18 protein-coding genes are annotated in these 18611 nt (G+C 68.9%); 9 read left to right on the top strand and 9 right to left on the bottom strand.

What is annotated here, in order from left to right:
- Positions 1-182: 182 nt before the first annotated feature.
- Positions 183-869: a hypothetical protein gene (locus tag CFB47_RS31770; protein ID WP_089457321.1), complete on the top strand. Its 687-nt coding sequence runs from the start codon at positions 183-185 to the stop codon at positions 867-869.
- A gap of 39 nt (positions 870-908) precedes the next feature.
- On the opposite strand, the gene CFB47_RS31765 is transcribed toward CFB47_RS31770, so the two are convergent.
- From CFB47_RS31765 to CFB47_RS31755, 3 genes are all read right to left on the bottom strand, one after another.
- Positions 909-1994 carry an ATP-binding protein gene (locus tag CFB47_RS31765; RefSeq protein WP_089463420.1) on the bottom strand — a complete coding sequence of 362 codons (1086 nt, stop codon included), beginning with the start codon at positions 1992-1994 and terminating at the stop codon, positions 909-911.
- A 1-nt stretch (position 1995) separates the two neighbouring features.
- Positions 1996-2733 carry a response regulator gene (locus CFB47_RS31760; protein WP_089463419.1) on the bottom strand — a complete coding sequence of 246 codons (738 nt, stop codon included), beginning with the start codon at positions 2731-2733 and terminating at the stop codon, positions 1996-1998.
- A gap of 95 nt (positions 2734-2828) precedes the next feature.
- Complete coding sequence (locus tag CFB47_RS31755; RefSeq protein ID WP_226207436.1) at positions 2829-3722, bottom strand: LysR family transcriptional regulator; 894 nt, start codon at positions 3720-3722, stop codon at positions 2829-2831.
- 173 nt (positions 3723-3895) lie between these two features.
- On the opposite strand from CFB47_RS31755, the gene CFB47_RS31750 reads away from it, so the two are divergent.
- Complete coding sequence (locus CFB47_RS31750; RefSeq protein ID WP_089458909.1) at positions 3896-4909, top strand: NAD(P)H-quinone oxidoreductase; 1014 nt, start codon at positions 3896-3898, stop codon at positions 4907-4909.
- A 174-nt stretch (positions 4910-5083) separates the two neighbouring features.
- Here CFB47_RS31750 and CFB47_RS31745 read toward each other — a convergent pair whose 3' ends face one another.
- Entirely contained in the window at positions 5084-5239 is a 156-nt protein-coding gene (locus tag CFB47_RS31745) for a DUF3309 family protein (protein WP_089443626.1), read from the bottom strand.
- A 206-nt stretch (positions 5240-5445) separates the two neighbouring features.
- On the opposite strand from CFB47_RS31745, the gene CFB47_RS31740 reads away from it, so the two are divergent.
- The 6 genes from CFB47_RS31740 to CFB47_RS31715 all read left to right on the top strand — a co-directional run bounded on the left by CFB47_RS31740 (position 5446) and on the right by CFB47_RS31715 (position 11005).
- Complete coding sequence (locus CFB47_RS31740; protein WP_089463418.1) at positions 5446-6120, top strand: histidine phosphatase family protein; 675 nt, start codon at positions 5446-5448, stop codon at positions 6118-6120.
- A 19-nt stretch (positions 6121-6139) separates the two neighbouring features.
- Positions 6140-7171: a phosphotransferase gene (locus tag CFB47_RS31735; RefSeq protein WP_089463417.1), complete on the top strand. Its 1032-nt coding sequence runs from the start codon at positions 6140-6142 to the stop codon at positions 7169-7171.
- A gap of 43 nt (positions 7172-7214) precedes the next feature.
- A complete protein-coding gene (locus CFB47_RS31730; protein WP_089463416.1) occupies positions 7215-7979 on the top strand; it encodes an SDR family oxidoreductase in 765 nt (254 codons plus the stop codon).
- Positions 7980-7986: 7 nt separating this feature from the next.
- The gene (locus tag CFB47_RS31725; RefSeq protein WP_089443622.1) at positions 7987-8745 is read left to right on the top strand and encodes an SDR family NAD(P)-dependent oxidoreductase; all 759 of its coding nucleotides are present in this window, start codon (positions 7987-7989) and stop codon (positions 8743-8745) included.
- 33 nt (positions 8746-8778) lie between these two features.
- Positions 8779-10023 (top strand): acyl-CoA dehydrogenase family protein, encoded by a 1245-nt coding sequence (locus tag CFB47_RS31720; protein WP_089463415.1) that lies wholly within the window; start codon positions 8779-8781, stop codon positions 10021-10023.
- A gap of 76 nt (positions 10024-10099) precedes the next feature.
- Positions 10100-11005: a LysR family transcriptional regulator gene (locus tag CFB47_RS31715; RefSeq protein WP_089463414.1), complete on the top strand. Its 906-nt coding sequence runs from the start codon at positions 10100-10102 to the stop codon at positions 11003-11005.
- Between the two features lie 78 nt (positions 11006-11083).
- On the opposite strand, the gene CFB47_RS31710 is transcribed toward CFB47_RS31715, so the two are convergent.
- From CFB47_RS31710 to CFB47_RS31690, 5 genes are all read right to left on the bottom strand, one after another.
- Positions 11084-12106, bottom strand: a complete 1023-nt coding sequence (locus tag CFB47_RS31710; protein ID WP_089463413.1) for an AraC family transcriptional regulator — start codon at positions 12104-12106, stop codon at positions 11084-11086.
- Positions 12107-12206: 100 nt separating this feature from the next.
- Positions 12207-13403 (bottom strand): porin, encoded by a 1197-nt coding sequence (locus tag CFB47_RS31705; RefSeq protein WP_089463412.1) that lies wholly within the window; start codon positions 13401-13403, stop codon positions 12207-12209.
- Positions 13404-13540: 137 nt separating this feature from the next.
- Positions 13541-14731: an MFS transporter gene (locus CFB47_RS31700; RefSeq protein ID WP_089463411.1), complete on the bottom strand. Its 1191-nt coding sequence runs from the start codon at positions 14729-14731 to the stop codon at positions 13541-13543.
- On the bottom strand, positions 14728-16146 hold the full coding sequence (locus tag CFB47_RS31695) for a D-arabinono-1,4-lactone oxidase (protein ID WP_089463410.1): 1419 nt from the start codon (positions 16144-16146) through the stop codon (positions 14728-14730). Before CFB47_RS31695 ends, CFB47_RS31700 begins: the two co-directional genes overlap by 4 nt.
- A 74-nt stretch (positions 16147-16220) precedes the next feature.
- Positions 16221-17447 carry an amino acid deaminase/aldolase gene (locus CFB47_RS31690; RefSeq protein WP_089463409.1) on the bottom strand — a complete coding sequence of 409 codons (1227 nt, stop codon included), beginning with the start codon at positions 17445-17447 and terminating at the stop codon, positions 16221-16223.
- A gap of 430 nt (positions 17448-17877) precedes the next feature.
- Between CFB47_RS31690 and plcR the strand changes: the two genes are divergently transcribed.
- Entirely contained in the window at positions 17878-18597 is a 720-nt protein-coding gene (gene plcR / locus CFB47_RS31685; protein WP_089463408.1) for a phospholipase C accessory protein PlcR, read from the top strand.
- The last annotated feature ends 14 nt before the right edge of the window (positions 18598-18611 follow it).

The raw sequence follows: 18611 nt of genomic DNA, 5'->3' as shown, positions 1-18611 counted from the left end.
CATTCTCGTGCGCGGCGTGACAATGACGCCGCGTTCACTGGCCGGGCCAGCATCGCGCGGCGGCGGAGACGCTGTCTAATGAATCTTTGGGATCAATCGATAACCCCAGGTATTCATTCCCGTTTCAGCGGCATCAGCCGCATCATCCGTACCCGACGCAACGGAGCACCACAGGTGAAGAATTGACCGACGACGAAGAACTTTCACTCCGCCGCGAGAGCCGCTTCTGGGAGCTGCCGCCGGTGAAATGGTGGATCCGCGGGCATGGCCGCGACGGCTATTCGTTCCGTCTGCTGCTGTGGCCGCCGGTGATCGTGTTCGTGCTCGAATTCGTCTGCGTGCTGTTCGACGCGCTGTACACCGCCATCGGCATCAGCGCCGTCGCGACGCTGTTCCTCGGCTTCGCCGGATACCACGGCGCGCAGCGCGAATGGCTGGTGCCCGCCGCGACCACGCGCGCGCTCGTGAAGGCGCGCATGAAGAAGGCGGCCGAACGGTTCTCGTCGCTCGGCGTGGGCGCGACCGTGCTGGCGATCTTCGTCGCGGCAACCTCGCTGTCGCTCGTGATGTCGGGTCAGCCGGTGCTGGACACCGCGTCGAAGGACGCGGTGTCGATCTTCATCGCGCTGGTGTTCCTGCCGGTGTACGTGTCCGGCGCGGTGCGCAAGCTGGCGATCGCGCGGATCGAGGAACTGGAGGCGCTGCGCAACGCGACCCTCGGCACCCGCCTGCAATTCGACCGCGCCGGTGCCGTGCGCGCGGTCGTCGTGCAGGGCGCGGCCGGGAAAGGAACGGTGTCCGTGCGGGAGTACACGGTGCTCGGGTTCAGCCCGCCGCTCGAACAGGTCGGGCGCGAACCGGGCGCGTGACGGTTGAAGCGGAGGTAAAGGTGCAGTAAAGGCAGTGCCTCAAGCCGGAAAGCGCGCGTTTCCCGGCGCCGGCACGAGGTTGTCGGGCCACTGCACTTCGAACCGCGTGCCGCCCGCGCCGGTCGGCACGCAGAGAGCCTCGCCGTGATGCGCATGGGCGATCGCCGCGACGACGGCGAGCCCGAGGCCGCTGCCGCCGGGCTGCGATGCGTTAGCGCGCCGAAACGCCTTGAACACGTGCGGCGCGAAATCGGCCGGGATGCCGGGGCCGTCGTCCTCGACGCGCAGCCGGCACATCCCTGCTTCGATGCGCGTCTGGATCCGGATCGTGCCGGGCACCGCGTGGCGGCGTGCGTTTTCCAGCAGCGCGAGCAGCGCCTGACGAATCCGCACCGGGTCGCAGCGCATGCGCCGCGGGTCGAGATCGAGCACCGGCTGCTGGCCGGCGGCCTGCAGCGCATGGGCGAACACGTCGACCACGGCGCGCACGTCGGCGGCAAGGTCGGCGTCGCGGATCTCGATGCTCAAATGGCCGCCATCCGCGAGGCTGACCACGCGCAGATCCTCGATCAGCCGCGTCAGCCCTTCGACCTGCGTGAGCAGGCTGCGGAACTGCGCTTCGTCGGGCTTGAACACGCCTTCGGCGAGCCCCTGCAGGCGCCCGCGCAGCACCGTGACGGGCGTGCGCAGCTCGTGCGCGATCGCGGCGTTCCAGATCGCCTGCTCGTTGGTCACGCGTTGCAGCTCGTCGGCGAGCGCATTGAAGTGGTCGGCGAGCAGCGCGGCTTCGTGCAGCGAGCGGTCGCCTGCCACGGCGCGCGCACCGAGATCGCCGCGCGCGACGCGGCGAATGCTGTCCGTGACCGAATTGAGCGGCACGAGGATGCGGCGCGCGAGATTGACGGCGACCGCGACCGACAGCACGAGGCCGACCGACGTGGTCGCGATCAGCCACAGCCATTCCGGCGCGGTCGGCAGCCATTCCTTCGTGTTGAAATGCGCGGGCCAGTAGTTGAACGCGACGTAGTAGAAGACGGAGGCGGTGAGCACCATCAGCAGCGTCACGCCGAACACCATCCCGGCCATCGTCAGTGCGATCTGCCGGCTCAGGCCGTCGAGCTTCACGTCAACTCCAGAGCTTGTAGCCGACGCCGCGCACGCTGACGGGCACGCCCTGCATGCCGAGGTCGTCCAGCTTCTTGCGCAGCTTGCTGACGTGGCTGTCCACCGTGCGCTCGAGCGCGTCGCCTTCCGGCAGGCAGGTGGCCATCAGCTCGGCGCGGCTGAACACGCGCCGCGGCGCACGCGCGAGCTGCGCGAGCAGCTTGAACTCGGTGAGCGTCAGCACGAGCGTGTGCCGTTCGCTGCCCACTTCGAGCGTGGCTTCATGGCGCTCGAGATCGATCTCGAACGGCGCGACCCGCAGCACGCGCTGCTCTTCCTGGCGGGAGCCGGCCATCGAACGGCGCAGCACCGCCTGCGCACGTGCGACGACTTCGGCGGGATTGAACGGCTTCACCACGTAGTCGTCGGCGCCGATGCGCAGGCCGGTGAGCTTGTCGATGTCCTGGTCGAGCGCGGTCAGCATGATCACGGGCGTGTCGCCGCGATGACGGATCTCGGCGAGCACCTTCCAGCCGTCGACGTGCGGCATCTGCACGTCGAGCAGCACGAGGTCGGGCTTGAGCTGCAGGTGCAGTTCCAGCGCGCGGCGGCCGTCGGCCGCGTGCACGGTGCGCAGGCCGCCGCGCGCGAGATAGGCGGTCAGGATCTCGGCGATCTCGGGTTCGTCTTCGGCGATGAGGACGAGCGCCTGGGCGTCCTGGCCGGCGCTGGAAGGGGGCGGGAGATCAGGCTGGGCCATACGTGTGAGTCCATCGGGGTTTCCATCGAGTCGCCATACTACCGCATGGGAAATGCTGTCGAGCAGCGGTCGGGCGGTGGTACGCGGCGGCGCGCTTACCGATGCGCGTCGAACGCGGACACGATCTCGTCGATCGTCGCGCGGATGCGCGCGGTGTGGCGCAGGTCGCGGTGCGTGACGAGCCAGACCTCGTAAGGCGCTTCCCGCGTCTGCGCGGGCCAGATGCGGGCGAGGCCGTCGCGTTCGCCCATGTGCACCGGTACTTCGCCGATGCCGAGGCCCGAGCGCAGCGCGGCACGCATCATCAGGCTCGAATTCATCCGCCCGACGATGCGGCCTGCGTCGATCGGCTCGCCGGCGATCGCCGGCTTGCGGCTCGCGTCGACATACGGCTGGTAGACGACCAGGTCGTGCCCCGCGAATGCACTGCCGCGCACGGGCTCGCCATGCCGGTGCAGATAGTCGTGCGAAGCGAACAGGCCCATGTCCCAGCGGGCGAGGCGGCGCGCGACGAGATCGGGGTTGTCGGGCCGCACGGTGCGCACCGCGATGTCGGCCTCCCGCTTCGCCAGGTTCAGGATTTGCGTCGACGTGTTCAGCGACACGCATACGTCGGGATGCTTCGCATGCAGCCGCGCGATCGACGGCATCACGAATTCGATCGCAAGCGCATCGGTCGTCGTGATCTTCACCTCGCCGGCGAGCCGCCGGTCGACGCCCTGCGTCAGCCGGACGAGCTCGTGCGCATGCTGCTCCATCGCCTCGGCGGCGCGCAGCGCCAGCGCGCCGACCGGTGTGGTCAGGTAGCCCTTCGACGAGCGCAGGAACAGCGTGGCGCCGAGCATGTGCTCGAGTTGCGCGAGCCGGCGCCCGACCGTCGCCTGGTCGACCCCGAGCGTTTGCGCCGCGCGGCGCAACGTCCGTTCGCGATGAATCGCGAGGAACACGCGTGCGTCGTCCCAGTTCATCGATGGTGCTGACTGATGCATTTTTGCATTCCTCGTTCGGCAATTCACTGCGTGCCCGCGCGCGGCACCGTCCCTAGACTGTCTTCACACCCATTGCGATGCCGCGATTCGAGGAGGTTCCGCGAATCGGCCGCGCATCGACGAACGCTGAGGATCATATCGTGACTGATGACGTGAAAACCCTGCCCGCCCGCATGACGGCGATCGAAATCGTGCGTCCCGGCGGCCCCGACGTGCTCGTGCCGACCACGCGTCCCGTGCCGTCGCCGGGCCCCGACGAAGTGCTGATCCGCATTCATGCGGCCGGCGTGAACGGCCCCGATGTATTCCAGCGCAAGGGGCTGTACGACCCGCCGCCCGGCGCGTCCGACATTCCCGGTCTCGAGGTGGCCGGCGAAGTCGTCGCGGTCGGCCGCGACGTCACGCGCTTCGCGATCGGCGATGAAGTCTGCGCGCTGATTCCGGGCGGCGGCTATGCGGAATACGCGGTGGCGAACGAGAGCAATACGCTCGCGATTCCCGACGGCCTCGACATGACGGAAGCCGCGGCGCTGCCCGAAACCTTCATGACGGTCTGGCTGAACCTGTTCCAGCGCGGCGGGTTCGCGGCCGGCGACAGCGTGCTGATTCACGGCGGCGCGTCGGGCATCGGCACGACCGCGACGATGCTGGCGAAGGCGTTCGGCGCGTCGACCCTCATCACGACGGTGGGCTCGGACGCGCAGCGTGACGCGAGCCTGCGGCTCGGCGCGGATCTCGCGATCGAATACCGCAACGAGGATTTCGTCGATGCGGTCAAGCGCTTCACCGACGGCAAGGGTGTCGACGTGATCGTCGACATCATCGCCGGCGACTACGTCGCACGCAATTTCGCGGCGGCCGCGATGAACGGCCGCATCGTCCAGATCGGCGTGATCAATGGGCCCGCGAAGGAGCTCGACCTGTTCCCGATGCTCACCAAGCGTCTCACGCACATCGGCTCGACGCTGCGCTCGCGTACCTACGCGGAGAAGGCGCAGCTCATCCGCGAGCTGGAGGAAGCCGTGTGGCCGCTGATCCGGCAGGGCAAGGTGAAGCCGCAGGTCTACCAGACCTTCGATCTGCGCGACGCGAGCGCGGCGCACACGCTGATGGATTCCGGCCGCCACATCGGCAAGATCGTGCTGCGCACGCCGGCTTTTGCCGCAGCCGGCAAGCATTCCGCATGACCGGGCCGCGCTTCAGCCCGGCAGACGTCGGGGCTGACACGCATCGCATGCGATGCGCGTCATGCCCGTGAATCGCCTGCCGGCCCTCCCGGTGCGGGTATGCGCACGTTCCGGGATGGCCGGCAGCGATTGTTTCAAACGGGCCTCTGCCTGCCCGGCTGGCGCGCTGCTGCGTCAGATCTGGCCCATCAGCACCAGTATCACGACAATGACGACGACCAGCCCGACGGAGCCCGAGGGCCAATAGCCCCAGCTTCGGCTGTGGGGCCATGCAGGAAATGCACCGATGAGTAGGAGAATCAGAATGATGATAAGGATAGTACCGAGCATCGCACCCCTCCTGGAACGGATTGGACTTCGCGGTTCTCCCGCCGAGGGCGATGAGCAATACGTGTGCCGCGACGGCGCGAGCCGAACAGCGGCAAGGCCCGGCGCGCGATGGATTCACAGAATGAATACCCCCGGATTCAGAAAATAAAGTTTAAAAATGCGTCCCTGCCCCCTATGCTGAATCCTTCTGATCTGGCGGGCATGCGATGGCTGAACTTTTTCTGGTACGGCACGGGCAGGCGTCCTTCGGTACGGACGACTACGACCGGTTGTCCGCGGCGGGCGAACAGCAGGGCGTCTGGCTCGGCGAATACTTCGCGCAGCAAGCGCTCACATTCGACCGCGTGATCTGCGGCACGCTGAACCGCCACGCGCAGACGGTCGACGCGATCCTGCGCGGGATGGGCCGCGAAGGCACGCCGGTCGACCGCCACCCGGGCCTGAACGAATACGACTTCCACGGGCTGTTCGCGGCCGCCGCGCACGACTACCCCGACATCGCCCGCCTCGCGGCCGGCTCGATGAAGGAGCATTTCCGCGCGCTCCGGCAGGTGCTGCAGCTCTGGTCGGAAGACAAGCTCGGCGATTCGGCCCCCGAGACCTGGGCGCATTTCCAGCAGCGCGTGGCCGAGGCCCGCGCGGCGATCCGCCACGGCGGCGGCCAGCGCGTGCTGGCGGTGAGTTCCGGCGGCCCGATCGCGGTCACCGTGCAGCAGGTGCTGGCCGCCCCGCCGTCGAGCGCGATCGCGCTGAACCTGCAGATCCGCAACAGCAGTCTTTCGCAGTTTTTCTTCAACGCCGAGGCGTTCCACCTCGCGTCGTTCAACGGCGTCCCGCATCTGGAGGATCCCGAACGACACGCGCTGCGAACCTACGGCTGACTCACGAACGATCGCGACGATGACGAACCCTACCCAGCAACTCGACGTAGCCCGCCTCACGCGCTATCTGGAAGCGCACGTGCCGGGCTTCGAAGGCCCGGTCGACACGGAGAAGTTTGCCGGCGGCCAGTCGAATCCGACTTTCCTGCTGCATGCGAAGAGCGGCCGCTACGTGCTGCGCCGCCAGCCGCCGGGCGAACTGCTGAAGTCCGCGCACGCGGTCGACCGCGAATTCCGCGTGCTCACCGCGCTGTCGGGCACCGCGGTGCCGGTCGCGCATCCGTATCACCTTTGCGAAGACCGCGACGTGATCGGCAGCCTGTTCTACGTGATGAGCTACGAGGACGGCCGGATCTTCTGGGATCCCGCGCTGCCGGAACTGCCGAAGGCCGATCGCGCGGCCTGCTACGACGCGTTGCTGCAGACGATGGCCGCGTTGCACGACGTCGATGTCGAGGCAGTGGGCCTCGCCGACTACGGCCGCCCCGGCAATTACTTCGAGCGCCAGATCGGCGTGTGGACGAAGCAGTACCGCGCGGCGGAAACCGAACGCCTCGACGCGATGGAAACGCTGATCGACTGGCTGCCGAAGGCGTGCCCGGAGGACACGGGCCGGCCGACGCTGGTGCATGGCGATTTCCGGATCGACAACCTGATGTTCGCGCGTGACAGCTATCGCGTGCAGGCCGTGCTCGACTGGGAACTGTCGACGCTCGGCAACCCGCTCGCCGATCTCGCGTATCTCTGCATGTGCCTGCGGCTGCCGTCCGGCGGGCAGGTGCGCGGGCTCGCGGGCCAGGATCGCGCCGAACTCGGCGTGCCGGACGAAGCGGCGATCGTCGCGCGCTATTGCGAACTGCGCGGCATCGAGCCGATCCGCGACTGGCATTTCTACCTCGCGTTCAGTTTCTTCCGGCTCGCATCGATCGCGCAGGGCGTGAAGGCGCGCGCGCTGCAGGGCAATGCGTCGAGCGAGCAGGCGCTGCGCGTCGGCGCGATGGCCGGGCGGCTCGCCGAACTGGCCGTCGGCGTGATCGACGCGCGTCGCTGAAGCCGTCGCGCAGGACAACATATCAATGGAGGAGCACAGCAACATGGCAACGAATCTGTTCGACCTGACGGGCAAGATCGCACTCGTGACGGGCGCGAGCCGCGGCATCGGCGAGGAAATCGCGAAACTGCTCGCGGAGCAGGGCGCGCACGTGATCGTGTCGAGCCGCAAGCTCGACGACTGCCAGGCCGTGGCCGACGAGATCGTCGCGGCAGGCGGCCGCGCCGAGGCGCTGGCCTGTCACGTCGGGCGGCTCGAAGATATCGCCGCGACGTTCGAGCACATCCGCAGCAAGCACGGCCGTCTCGACATCCTCGTGAACAACGCAGCCGCGAACCCGTATTTCGGGCACATCCTCGATACCGACCTCGCCGCGTACGAGAAGACGGTCGACGTGAACATCCGCGGCTACTTCTTCATGTCGGTCGAGGCCGGCAAGCTGATGAAGACGCACGGCGGCGGCGCGATCGTCAACACGGCGTCGGTGAACGCGCTGCAGCCGGGCGACCGGCAGGGCATCTACTCGATCACGAAGGCCGCGGTCGTCAACATGACGAAGGCGTTCGCGAAGGAATGCGGGCCGCTCGGCATCCGCGTGAACGCGTTGCTGCCGGGCCTCACGAAGACGAAGTTCGCGGGCGCGCTGTTCGCCGACAAGGAAATCTACGAGACCTGGATGGGCAAGATCCCGCTGCGCCGCCATGCGGAGCCGCGCGAAATGGCCGGCACGGTGCTGTATCTCGTGTCGGCCGCGGCGAGCTACACGAACGGCGAATGCATCGTCGTCGACGGCGGCCTGACGATCTGAGCGCACGATGAAGATCGACAGCTATGCCGGGCAAGCCGTGATGATCACCGGCGCCGCGAGCGGCTTCGGCGCGTTGCTCGCGAGCGAGCTGGCCGCGATGGGCGCGCGCGTCGCGCTCGGCGACCTGAACGCCGACGCGCTCGAACGCGTGGCCGCGCCGCTGCGCGCGGCCGGCGCCGACGTGATCGCGCAACGCTGCGACGTGCGCGTCGAGGCGGAGGTCGCATCGTTGGTACAGGCGGCGGCCGAGCGTTTCGGCCGGCTCGACGTCGGCATCAACAACGCGGGCATCGCACCGCCGATGAAGGCGCTGATCGACACCGACGAAGCCGATCTCGACCTGAGCTTCGCGGTGAACGCGAAGGGCGTGTTCTTCGGGATGAAGCACCAGATCCGCCAGATGCTCGCGCAGCGCGCCGGCGTGATCCTGAACGTCGCGTCGATGGCCGGGCTCGGCGGCGCGCCGAAGCTGGCGGCCTACGCGGCGTCCAAGCATGCGGTGGTCGGGCTCACGAAGACGGCGGCGATCGAATACGCGCGCCACGGCATTCGCGTGAATGCGGTGTGCCCGTTCTACAGCACGACGCCGATGGTCACCGACAGCGATCTCGGCGACCGCCAGGACTTTCTCGCGCAGGGCTCGCCGATGAAGCGGCTCGGCCGGCCCGAGGAAATCGTCGCGACGATGCTGACGCTGTGCGCGAAGGAAAACACTTATCTGACCGGGCAGGCCGTCGCCGTCGACGGCGGTGTCTCGGCCTTCTGACCGAACCGGACGAACGGAATCGAGGAGTCGATCATGGATTTTGGCTACACCCCGAAAGTGGAAGAACTGCGCAGCCGCGTGCGCGCGTTCATGGACGCGCATATCGTGCCGCGCATTCGCCAGTGGAACGAGGAAGTGCACGCGGGCCAGTATCCCGTGTCGTTCATGGAGGAGCTGAAGGCGCGCGCGAAGGCGGAAGGGCTGTGGAACCTGTTCCTGCCGCACCTGAAGGACGACGAGCCCGGCATGGGCCTGACGAACCTCGAATACGCGCCGCTCGCCGAGATCATGGGGCGGGTGGCCTGGGCGTCGGAAGTGTTCAACTGCAGCGCGCCGGACACCGGCAACATGGAGCTGCTGCACATGTTCGCGACGCCCGAGCAGCGCGAACAGTGGCTGAAACCGCTCTTGCGCGGCGAGATCCGCTCGGCGTTCGCGATGACGGAGCCCGACGTGGCGTCGTCGGATGCGACGAACATCACGACGCGCATCGAGCGCGTGGGCGACGAGTACGTGATCAACGGCCGCAAGTGGTTCATCACGAACGCCGCGCATCCGAACTGCAGGATCCTCATCGTGATGGGCAAGACCGATCCCGAGGCCGCGTCGCACCAGCAGCAGAGCATGATCCTCGTGCCGCGCGACACGCCGGGCGTGACGATCGTGCGCAACATCACGGTGGTCAATCACTACGCGCCGGAAGGGCACTGCGAGATCACGTTCGACAACGTGCGCGTGCCGGCGCGCAACCTGCTCGGCGAGGAAGGCAGCGGCTTCGCGCTCGCGCAGGCCCGCCTCGGGCCGGGCCGCATCCACCACTGCATGCGTTCGATCGGCGCGGCCGAGCTTGCGCTGGAGCTGATGGTCGACCGCGCGCAGTCGCGCGTCGCGTTCGGCAAGCCGTTGAACAAGCACGGCACGGTCGGCGAATGGATCGCGCGATCGCGCATCGAGATCGAGCAGGCGCGTTTGCTCGTGCTGAAGGCCGCGTGGATGATCGACAAGGTCGGCGCGAAGGCTGCCCGCAAGGAAATCTCGATGATCAAGGCGCTGGTGCCGACGGTCTATACGGACGTGTGCGACCGCGCGATGCAGGTGTTCGGCGCGGCGGGGTTGAGCCCCGATACGCCGCTCGCCGACCACTGGACCTGGGGCCGCGCGCTGCGCTTCGCCGACGGCCCGGACGAGGTGCACCTGCAGGCGATCGCGCGGATGGAAATCAAGGACGGCGAGCCGGGTTCGACGGCCGCGTACCTGACGCCGCCGCTGCGCGGCTGAGCGTCGCGCCACGATGCGCAGGGCCGTGGACGAACGGGAGGCGCCCGCCGTAATATGCCGGCAAGGAGATCCGGCGATGCGCCTTTCGAAGATTGACCTGAACCTGTTCGTCGTATTCGAGGCGATCTACACCAAGCGCAACCTGACGCGCGCGGCCGAGGTGCTGAACATCACGCAGCCGGCCGTCAGCAACGCGCTGGCGCGGCTGCGCAAGACCCTGAACGATCCGCTGTTCGTCAGCACGCCGGCCGGGATGATGCCCACGCCGCTGGCCGAGAACATCGTCGGCCGCGTGCGCGAGGCGATGCAATTGCTCGATTCGAGCGCGCACGAAGGCGACGTGTTCGATCCGGCGTCGTCGACGCGCGTGTTCCGGATGAGCATGAGCGACCTGACCGAGGCGCTGCTGCTGCCCGCGCTCGGCGAACTGCTGCAGACGCATGCGCCCGGCATGCACGTGCGCAGCTACACGATGGACCGCCGCGAAGTCGCGACCGCGCTCGCGAACGGCTCCGTCGACCTCGCGATCGACGCGCCGCTGATCGGCGATCCGCACCTGCACCAAGCGCTGCTCGTGCGCGACCGCTATGCGTGCATGATCCGCGACGATCACCCGTTCAAGGGCGCCACGCTCACCATGGACGACTACCTTGCGATGGGGCACATCCACGTGTCGAGCCGCCGCAAGGGCAGCGGGCACGTCGACGCGGAGCTGACGCGGCTCGGGCTGCGCCGCACGATCCAGATGCGCGTGCAGCACTACATGGTCGCGCCGCTGATCGCGATGCGCGGCGATCTCGCGTTGACCGCGCCGCTGCGGCTGCTGCAGCGCTATCCGGCGCGGATTCTCGAACTGCCGTTCGAGATGCCGGGCCTCGAATACTTCTGCTACTGGCATCGCAGCGCCGATCAGGACCAGGGCAGCCGGTGGCTGCGCGAGCAACTGATGATGCTGATGGGCGGGATCGGCGACGCGCAGTGATGCGCGTGCGGGCCACGTCAACGGGTAGATGCGGAAGCGGTGCGGCGCCACCGCCCGCCACGGTCGAAACCTTGCCCGTCACGGCGCCGTGCGCTGTCCCTCTCTCGGCCCGTGTCCCGTCCACCGCTTGAACGCGCGCCGGAAGTTGTGCGCGTCGCTGAACCCGACTTCATGCGCGACGTCCTCGATCGACAGCCGCGGGTTGCTCAGCAGCGTGAATGCGCGCTTGCGGCGGATCGTGTCGATCACCGTCTGGTACGACACGCCCTGATCGGCGAGCCGCCGCCGGAGGGTGCGCTCGCTCATGCACAGCTGCGCGGCGATCTCGGCAAGCGATGGCGCGTGCCGCAGGTCGCGCCGCATGATCCGTTCGATCGATTCGAGAAATTCGGTGCCTTCGGGTTCGGGCGGCAGCGCGTCCTGCAGGAATTCGAGCGTCTGCCGATGCGCGAGCGGATCGTGGGTCGCGATCGGGCGGTTGCCGAGCGCGGCGTCGCATGAGAACAGGTTCTGCTCCTGCTCGAACCGCACCGGGCACGGGAACACACGCGCGTATTGCTCCGCATAGGCCGGCGGCGGGTAGCTGAGATCGACGCCCTTCGGCTGGAACGCGGGGCCGACGAGCGAGCGCCCGATCTTCATGAAGCTGCCGAACGCTTCCTCGACGAGGAACGCCTCGATGTCGGGTTCGAGGAAGACGTTGGTCGCGCGGATCGACAGCGTGCGTGCATCCGACGTCACGTCGAAGCGCAACAGCGGCCCCGTGTGGCGCTGCAGTTCCATCCCGACCGCGATCGCGTCCTTCAACGTCGGGCTCGTCAGCATCGCATAGCCGACCAGCCCGATTGACGCGATCGTCTCGCTCGTGCCGAGTTCGAGGCCGAGCGCCCGCCCCGGCGCCATCTCGAGCGCGCGGCGGATCATCGTGCTCGCCTGGCGCAAGGAAATCCGGCACGACGGATTCGACAGGTCCGCGACGTCGAAGCCGAGCCCGAGGCACAGCCGCGTGGGGTCGATGCCCAGTTCCTTGCTTGTCTCCGCGAGGCACCGCAACAGATGGACCGGCAGATTCGCCGTCGTATAACGGTCGGGTTCGTCCATGGATGCTCCGTATTTTTTTCCATGGATTGTACTCGTCCCGCCCGGCCGGAAACCCGGCGCCGCCCCGGCCCCGATAGCCCACATCCTGCGCGGCCCCGCGTCAGAAGTAGTGGCGCAGGCCGACCGTCGCGCCGAGCTGCGTGGTGCTCGTGCTCGGCGCCTGTCCATTGATGCCGACCAGCTGCGCGCCGACCAGCCCGCCGCGATAGATCGCGTAGTCGACCTCCGCGTAGAGCATGCTGCGCTTCGACAGGCTGTAGCCGGCGATCACCTGGAACTGGCGCGCGCGGCCGTCGAAGTCCGGCGTGTAGCCCGACTGCGTGGTCCACCACGCGTTGACGGCGGCCGTGAACGCCGGCGTGAACCGGTAGGTCAGCCCCGCGAGCGCCATCTTGCGGCGCCGGAACCCGCCGGGCGTCGACGGATCGGCCACCTGCGCGGGCGAGATGATGCCGAGCGCGGCGAGATCGGTCGGGCTGAACGGGCCGTTCCCGAACGACGTGAAGTCGTTGTCGCGCGCGTTCTCGATATAGCCGGCGTTGACGGTCGCGTTGCCGAGCGTCACCGAGCCGCCGCCGCCGTAGATGTCGAATTTCGCGTGTGTGACGTCGTCCCAGCTGCGCATGAACGACGCGCCGACCGTGAACGGCCCCTTGTCCGGCGCATACGCGATTGCCGCGCCGGCCTGGCCGCCCAGCACGCCGCCGCCCGCATGGCCGCCCGGCGCGTACTGCGCGAGCAGGTACAGGCTGCCGAGCTGCGCGCCGTACTGGATCATGTTGCTGGTGCGCGAGCCCGCGAGCATCGTCTGCTCGGGCTTGAACAGGTTGAAGTACGGGTCCTGCGGGCCGGCCCACAGGTTCGAGCCGTAGGTCAGCGACACCATCTCGAACGGCACGTTGTACTGGCGGCCGAGCGCGAGCTGGCCGAGCGACGTCGACGTGAGCCCCACGTACGCGATCTCGAAGAAGTTCGGCGAGCCGGCCGGCACGATCGCGCCGCTGTTCGGGCCGAAGTGGCTTTCCACGTTGAACTGCGCGGACAGGCCGCCGCCGAGATCCTCCTGCCCCTTGAGGCCCCAGTAGCTCTCCGTCAGGCCGCCGCCGTCCGCCATCGAGATCTTGCGGCCCGTCGACACCGGCGCGCCGTCGGCGCCGTAGGACACGCCGTGGGTTTCGTAGCGGATGCCCGCATCGATCACGCCATACAGCGTCACGTTGCTTTGCGCGTGCGCGCCGGTAACGGCCAGGACCCACATCGCGCAGCACGCGGCGCGAACGTTATCGTGACGATTCATTGTTCTGGACTCCGCATCGAGCAGGGGGGCGGCGGCGCGTACCGCCGGAAACGACTGTAGAAAGCCAAATTTGCGCGGGCCAAGGCCGCGGCGGCCATTCTCGTGGTGCGTCGCGGCCACGGCGTGACGCACTGCGGTCACGGCGACGGCGACGCGCGCGCCACCGCGCCGGGCGCCGCGCGGCGCAGCGCAAGCCGCACGAATGGGGCGGCGGCCAGTACCACCACGCACAGCACGTGGGCGACGCGCGCGCCGCCGAAGCGGCCGAGCAGCGCGCCCGACAGCGCGGTGCCGATGCCGGCCGCGAAGAACGTGACGACGAGCGTGCGTGCGACCAGCGAGCCGTCCGGGTCGAAGTCGGACAGCATCCCGGTGAGGAACGGCACGATCACGAAGAACGCGCTGTTCAGCACGAACTGGCTCAGGAAGTACGCGCTGCCGCCGCGTGCGCTGAAGAACCATTCGATCGACGCGATCATCGCGAGCTGCGCGGCCCAGATCAGCGCGAGGCGGTGCTTGTGGCTGGCCGGATGCGACGGAATCGCCGCGCCGACGAAGCCGAGCAGCGACGACACCGACAGCAGCACGCCGATCGTCGTCGGCGACAGCCCGGCACGCTCGCCGACGAAGCCGGCGATCGCCCATTGCGACGCCTGCACGCCATAGACGAGCGCCGTCACGATCCAGATCGCGATCACCGGCCGCCACGGCAGCGTGCCGGCGCGCACGTGGGTCTGCGCGGGTGCGCTCGCGAATGCGTCGATGCCGCGGATCGCGGGCGCCAGCACGGCGACGACGGCCGCCAGCAGCGCGAACACCCCGCGCTCGAGCCAGCCGGCCGGCAACGCGGAGATCAGCACCAGGATGCCGCCGTTGATGACGCCCGCGAGCAGGTTGATTTGCCCCCACAGGCGGTCGGTCGATGCGCGCTGCGACACGCCGGACGCGACGACGACGAACAGCATCCCTTCGAACAGCCCCGTCATCCCGCGCGCGAGCGCCGCGGACACGATGCCGGGCGCGACCGCGCTCAGCGCCTGCCCGCCGAGCGTGCCGATGAGGCCGGCCAGCGTGAACGGCCGCGCGGCGCGCGCGATCCGGTGCGACAGCAGCGCGCAACTGATCGCGATGCCGAGGATCTCCGCGCTGACGAGCGCGGTCGCGGTGCCTTCGTCGAGCCGGAAGCGCGTCATCACGGCCGCGACGAGGAACGGCGACAGGATCAGGCCGTTGGTGGCCGCGGCGAACGCGAACGCGAGACGAACGACGGCGCCGGTCGACGGATCGGGGCGCGACTGCGCGGCGGCATGCAGGGTGGCGGTGCTCACGAGGCCTCCTGGTTGGATCGCGGCCGATCATGTGCGATGCCGGCCGTTTCGTGCATCGGGTGTGTCCCTCGGCGGGCCGGCATGGCGCGGGCGGCTGAGGCTGCGCGTGTACTTGCACTCGCGCGTGGCGGCAGGCCGAACAGTGTGCGCAGGTACGGCGTCAGGAAGCGGCCGTGCGGGTCCATCCGTTCGCGCAATGCGAGGAAATCGTCCCAGTGCGGATAGCACGACGCCAGCTCGGCGGCCTTCATCGCATGCACCTTGCCCCAGTGCGGCCGCCCGCCGTGATTGCGGCAGATCGCCTGCACACCCGAGAAGTACGCGTCGAACGGCATCCCGCGATACTGGTGCACCGAGATGCGCACGCTGTCGCGGCCGTAGTCGGGGCTCAGCCAGATGTCGTCGCCGCGCACCCAGCGGTATTCGAGCGGGAACATCAGCGGGAAGCTGCGGCGCGCGATGAACGCGCGGATCTCGCGCAGCGCATCGGCGCCGCGCTCGGCCGGCACCGACCATTCCATTTCGTTGAAGCGCACGCGGCGCACCGTCGACAGCATCGCGTAGCTCGCCTCCACGTGCCGGCCGGCGGACACCGTCGATGCGCACAGCCGGCTCAGCGCCGGGCACAGCGACGGCACGCGCCGGCCGAGCCCGCACAGCGCGCCGAACACCGTGTTCTCGAGGAACGATTCGGATGCACGGCTTGCCCAGTGCACTGCGTCGGCCGGCTCGTCGGTCATGTCCCACGCCTTGGTCAGCACGGTGTCCGTATGCGGGAACCAGTAGAACTCGAACGAGCGATGCTTCGCGATCAGCGCATCCGTTTGCGCGAGGCAGTCGTCGAGATTCATCCCGCCGCGCTCGAGGCGCAGCTTGAACGCGGGCACGAGGCGCAGGCCGATCTCCGTCAGCACGCCGAGCGCGCCGAGCCCGATCCGGCCGCCGGCGAACAGGTCGGGATGCGTGTCGGCGCTCGCGCGGATCTCGCTGCCGTCCGCGCACATGAAGGTCAGGCTGTCGATCTGCGTCGACAGGTTGCCGAGCGTGATGCCGGTGCCGTGCGTGCCGGTGCTGGTCGCGCCGGCGATCGACTGCACGTTGATGTCGCCGAGGTTCTCCATCGCGAGGCCGTGCGCGGCGAGCGCCGGGCCCAGCGCCCACAGCCGCGTGCCGGCATGCACGCGCGCGACGCGCCGGTCGCGGTCGACGTCGATCACGCCCTGCATCGCGTCGAGCGACAGGATCACGTCGTCGGTCTGCACGAGCGGCGAGAACGAATGACCGGCGCCGGCCGCGCGCACGGTGGCGCCGGCCGCCGCCGCGTCGCGCAGCACGGCCGCGAGCCCGGCGGGCGACGCAGGCGTCGACACGGTTGCATCAGGACTGCAGACATATCCCGACCAGTTGCGCCACATGGCATTGTCTCCGTGGTTGTCGTTTGAATGGATCGAACGGGTTGACCGGCGTTGAACGAGGGCCGTGCGGCCCGCTAGAAAAAGCTCTTGCCTTCGCCGCGATAGGTGGGCGCCTCGCCGACCACGCGCCCGCCGCGGATCAGCAGCAGCGTGTTGAAGCGTTCGCACAGTTCGCCGGCCTTCGCGTGGCGGAACAGGATCGGGTCGCCGATCGCCGGTGCGACGCCGCGCGGCACGCGCACGGGCGTCTGCACTTCGCCCGCGCCTTCGTTGTCGATCAGCGTGCAGCCGGCCGGCAGCCACGGCCGCGGCAGGCGGCTCTTGCCGGCCGGGCCCGATGCGACATAGCCGCCGCCCGAGCAGGTCACGATGCCCGGCTGTGGGATCCGCACGACCGGCAGCGCGAAGCCGGCGGCCGGCTGCGCATGAAACGCCGCGTAGTGATCGAACAGCGCCGGCGCGTAGAGGCCGGAACCGGCCGCGAGCTCGGTGACCGACGCGTCGCCGAGCGTGCTCTCGATACTGCCGGTGCCGCCGCCGTTCACGAAGCGCAGCGCGTGGCCGGCCGCCGCGATCGCCTGCACGGCCGCGTGGCGGCGCGCGTTGATCTCGCGCGCCGAGCGGCGCTTCAGGTGCCGCACCAGCGCGTTGCGTGCGCCGCTGCCCGGCTCCGTGTCGGCCACGCCGGCGATCTGTCCTTCGTAGCCCATCAGTCCGTCGAGCCGCACGTGCTGTCGCTCGCCGATGCGGTGCGCGAGCGCGAGTGCGTCGGCCGCCTCGTGCACCGGCGAGCGGTACATGCCGAAGTACAGGCCCGGATACGCGGACGACATGTCGAGATCGATCGCGAGCGGGATCGTCACGCGTTCGTCGTGGGCGATGCGGTCGATCACGTCGACCTGCGCGGTGTCGTCGACCATCAGCGTGATCGAACGGCCGCGCCTCAGCTGGGCGGCCACCGCGCGCAGGTCGTCGGGCTCGACGGTCGGATACGCGACGACGATGTCCTCGAAGCCGCCGTCCGCGAGCCACGCGGCTTCCGCGGCCGAGTAGCACAGCAGCCCCTGCATGAACGGGCCGGCGGCCAGCACCGCGCCAATCAGTTCGCGCGAGCGCACCGACTTCGTCGCGAGCCGGATCGGCAGGCCGCGTGCGCGGCGCTTCAGGTCGGCAAGGTTCGCGTCGAGGCAGTCGAGGTCGACGAATGCGGCAGGTAGCCGGCGGCCCGCGAGCGCGTCGCGATAGGTCGGATAGTCGTGGACGGCGGCGGGTGCGCGATGCGGAAGGTCTGCACGGCTCATGGAACGGGCTCGGCTGGGTGGGGTGGGCGTCGCGCCGACCGTTCGGCGCGTGTCGGAAACCAGCATAGGGCTGGCCAAAATCACGACCAAGCGCTCAGCGGGTCGTTCGACGGGTCTTATCCGGCCATCCGTATCGGTCACGCCGATGTGTGACAACCGCGCGCCGTGCGGCTGGATCGCCGCTTGCTTGGCGTCGCGGCGCACACGGTACGTGTCGGCCCGAACCGCCGCCGGACGGGCGTGACGCGCGACATCGCGCGCCTGGCCGACCGATCACGCAATGCGTTTCAAACGGCTTGCGGGACGCGGCTGCTGCGAGCAGCTTTAGTGCCGGCGTTCTAGTGCCGCTTTTGACTGCCTGCCGGATTCGACCTAGAACCTACTCGCGGATGCACCGGCGAAGAACGGCATGACGTGACGAGGAGGCGACGTGAAGAAGAACAGGGCACGCTGGCGGCGCACGGGCGCGATCGCGGCGATCGGCGTGGTCGTCGTTGCAGTCTGGCGATATGAAGCGGCGACGCCGGCGCAAGCCGCATCGTCCGGCGCAACGACCACGACGGCGAGCGCGCAGCCAGGCACAGCCGATACGTTCGGTACCGGCACCGGTGCCGCGACGCCCGGCCCCGAGGAGCGGCGGCTCGACGTCGACGCGCTGCGCCGCAGCCTCGCGGGGCGCCCCGATGCGGATGCCGAAGTGAAGCGCATCGTCGCGTTCGCGCGCTTTCGCGACGAGGTTGCCGCGTATGGGGATCGCCGCAACAGCATGCCGCCAGCCGAGCGCGCCGCGCTCGCGCACCGGATTCTCGACGCACTCCCCGATCATGTCGCGCGCAACGAGATCGTGCCGGTGCAGGCCGAGGCGCTGAGCGCGGCGCTGCTCACCGATACCGAAGCCGATCCCGCGACGCGCGGCGCGGCGATCCGGTCGATGCGCGCGCAATGGGACACCTATGCGCAGCAGACGGTCGGCCCGTCGCCGGCGCAGGACCCGCGCTATCGCTCATACGAACAGCAGAGCCGTGACGTCGTCCGGCAGGTTCAGGCGAGCATTCCCGATCCCGATCAGCAACAAGCCGTCATCGCGCAGCGCCTGCAGGCGTTGCGGGTCCAGCTGTTCGACGGTGCTTCATCGTCCGGCGTGCACTGAGCGCCGAATCCGCG

Origin of the sequence: Burkholderia sp. AU27893 (genome assembly GCF_002223205.1) — a bacterium.
Taxonomy (GTDB): domain Bacteria; phylum Pseudomonadota; class Gammaproteobacteria; order Burkholderiales; family Burkholderiaceae; genus Burkholderia.
This window is presented reverse-complemented; position numbering and strand designations above follow the sequence as displayed.

Bases quoted from the DNA above. Each gene is read 5' to 3' on its own strand.
- CFB47_RS31760 (WP_089463419.1), bottom strand. From the start codon at position 2,733: ATGGCCCAGCCTGATCTCCCGCCCCCTTCCAGCGCCGGCCAGGACGCC.
- CFB47_RS31755 (WP_226207436.1), bottom strand. From the start codon at position 3,722: ATGCATCAGTCAGCACCATCGATGAACTGGGACGACGCACGCGTGTTC.
- CFB47_RS31750 (WP_089458909.1), top strand. From the start codon at position 3,896: ATGACGGCGATCGAAATCGTGCGTCCCGGCGGCCCCGACGTGCTCGTG.
- CFB47_RS31745 (WP_089443626.1), bottom strand. From the start codon at position 5,239: ATGCTCGGTACTATCCTTATCATCATTCTGATTCTCCTACTCATCGGT.
- CFB47_RS31740 (WP_089463418.1), top strand. From the start codon at position 5,446: ATGGCTGAACTTTTTCTGGTACGGCACGGGCAGGCGTCCTTCGGTACG.
- CFB47_RS31735 (WP_089463417.1), top strand. From the start codon at position 6,140: ATGACGAACCCTACCCAGCAACTCGACGTAGCCCGCCTCACGCGCTAT.
- CFB47_RS31730 (WP_089463416.1), top strand. From the start codon at position 7,215: ATGGCAACGAATCTGTTCGACCTGACGGGCAAGATCGCACTCGTGACG.
- CFB47_RS31725 (WP_089443622.1), top strand. From the start codon at position 7,987: ATGAAGATCGACAGCTATGCCGGGCAAGCCGTGATGATCACCGGCGCC.
- CFB47_RS31720 (WP_089463415.1), top strand. From the start codon at position 8,779: ATGGATTTTGGCTACACCCCGAAAGTGGAAGAACTGCGCAGCCGCGTG.
- CFB47_RS31715 (WP_089463414.1), top strand. From the start codon at position 10,100: ATGCGCCTTTCGAAGATTGACCTGAACCTGTTCGTCGTATTCGAGGCG.
- CFB47_RS31710 (WP_089463413.1), bottom strand. From the start codon at position 12,106: ATGGACGAACCCGACCGTTATACGACGGCGAATCTGCCGGTCCATCTG.
- CFB47_RS31705 (WP_089463412.1), bottom strand. From the start codon at position 13,403: ATGAATCGTCACGATAACGTTCGCGCCGCGTGCTGCGCGATGTGGGTC.
- CFB47_RS31695 (WP_089463410.1), bottom strand. From the start codon at position 16,146: ATGTGGCGCAACTGGTCGGGATATGTCTGCAGTCCTGATGCAACCGTG.
- CFB47_RS31690 (WP_089463409.1), bottom strand. From the start codon at position 17,447: ATGAGCCGTGCAGACCTTCCGCATCGCGCACCCGCCGCCGTCCACGAC.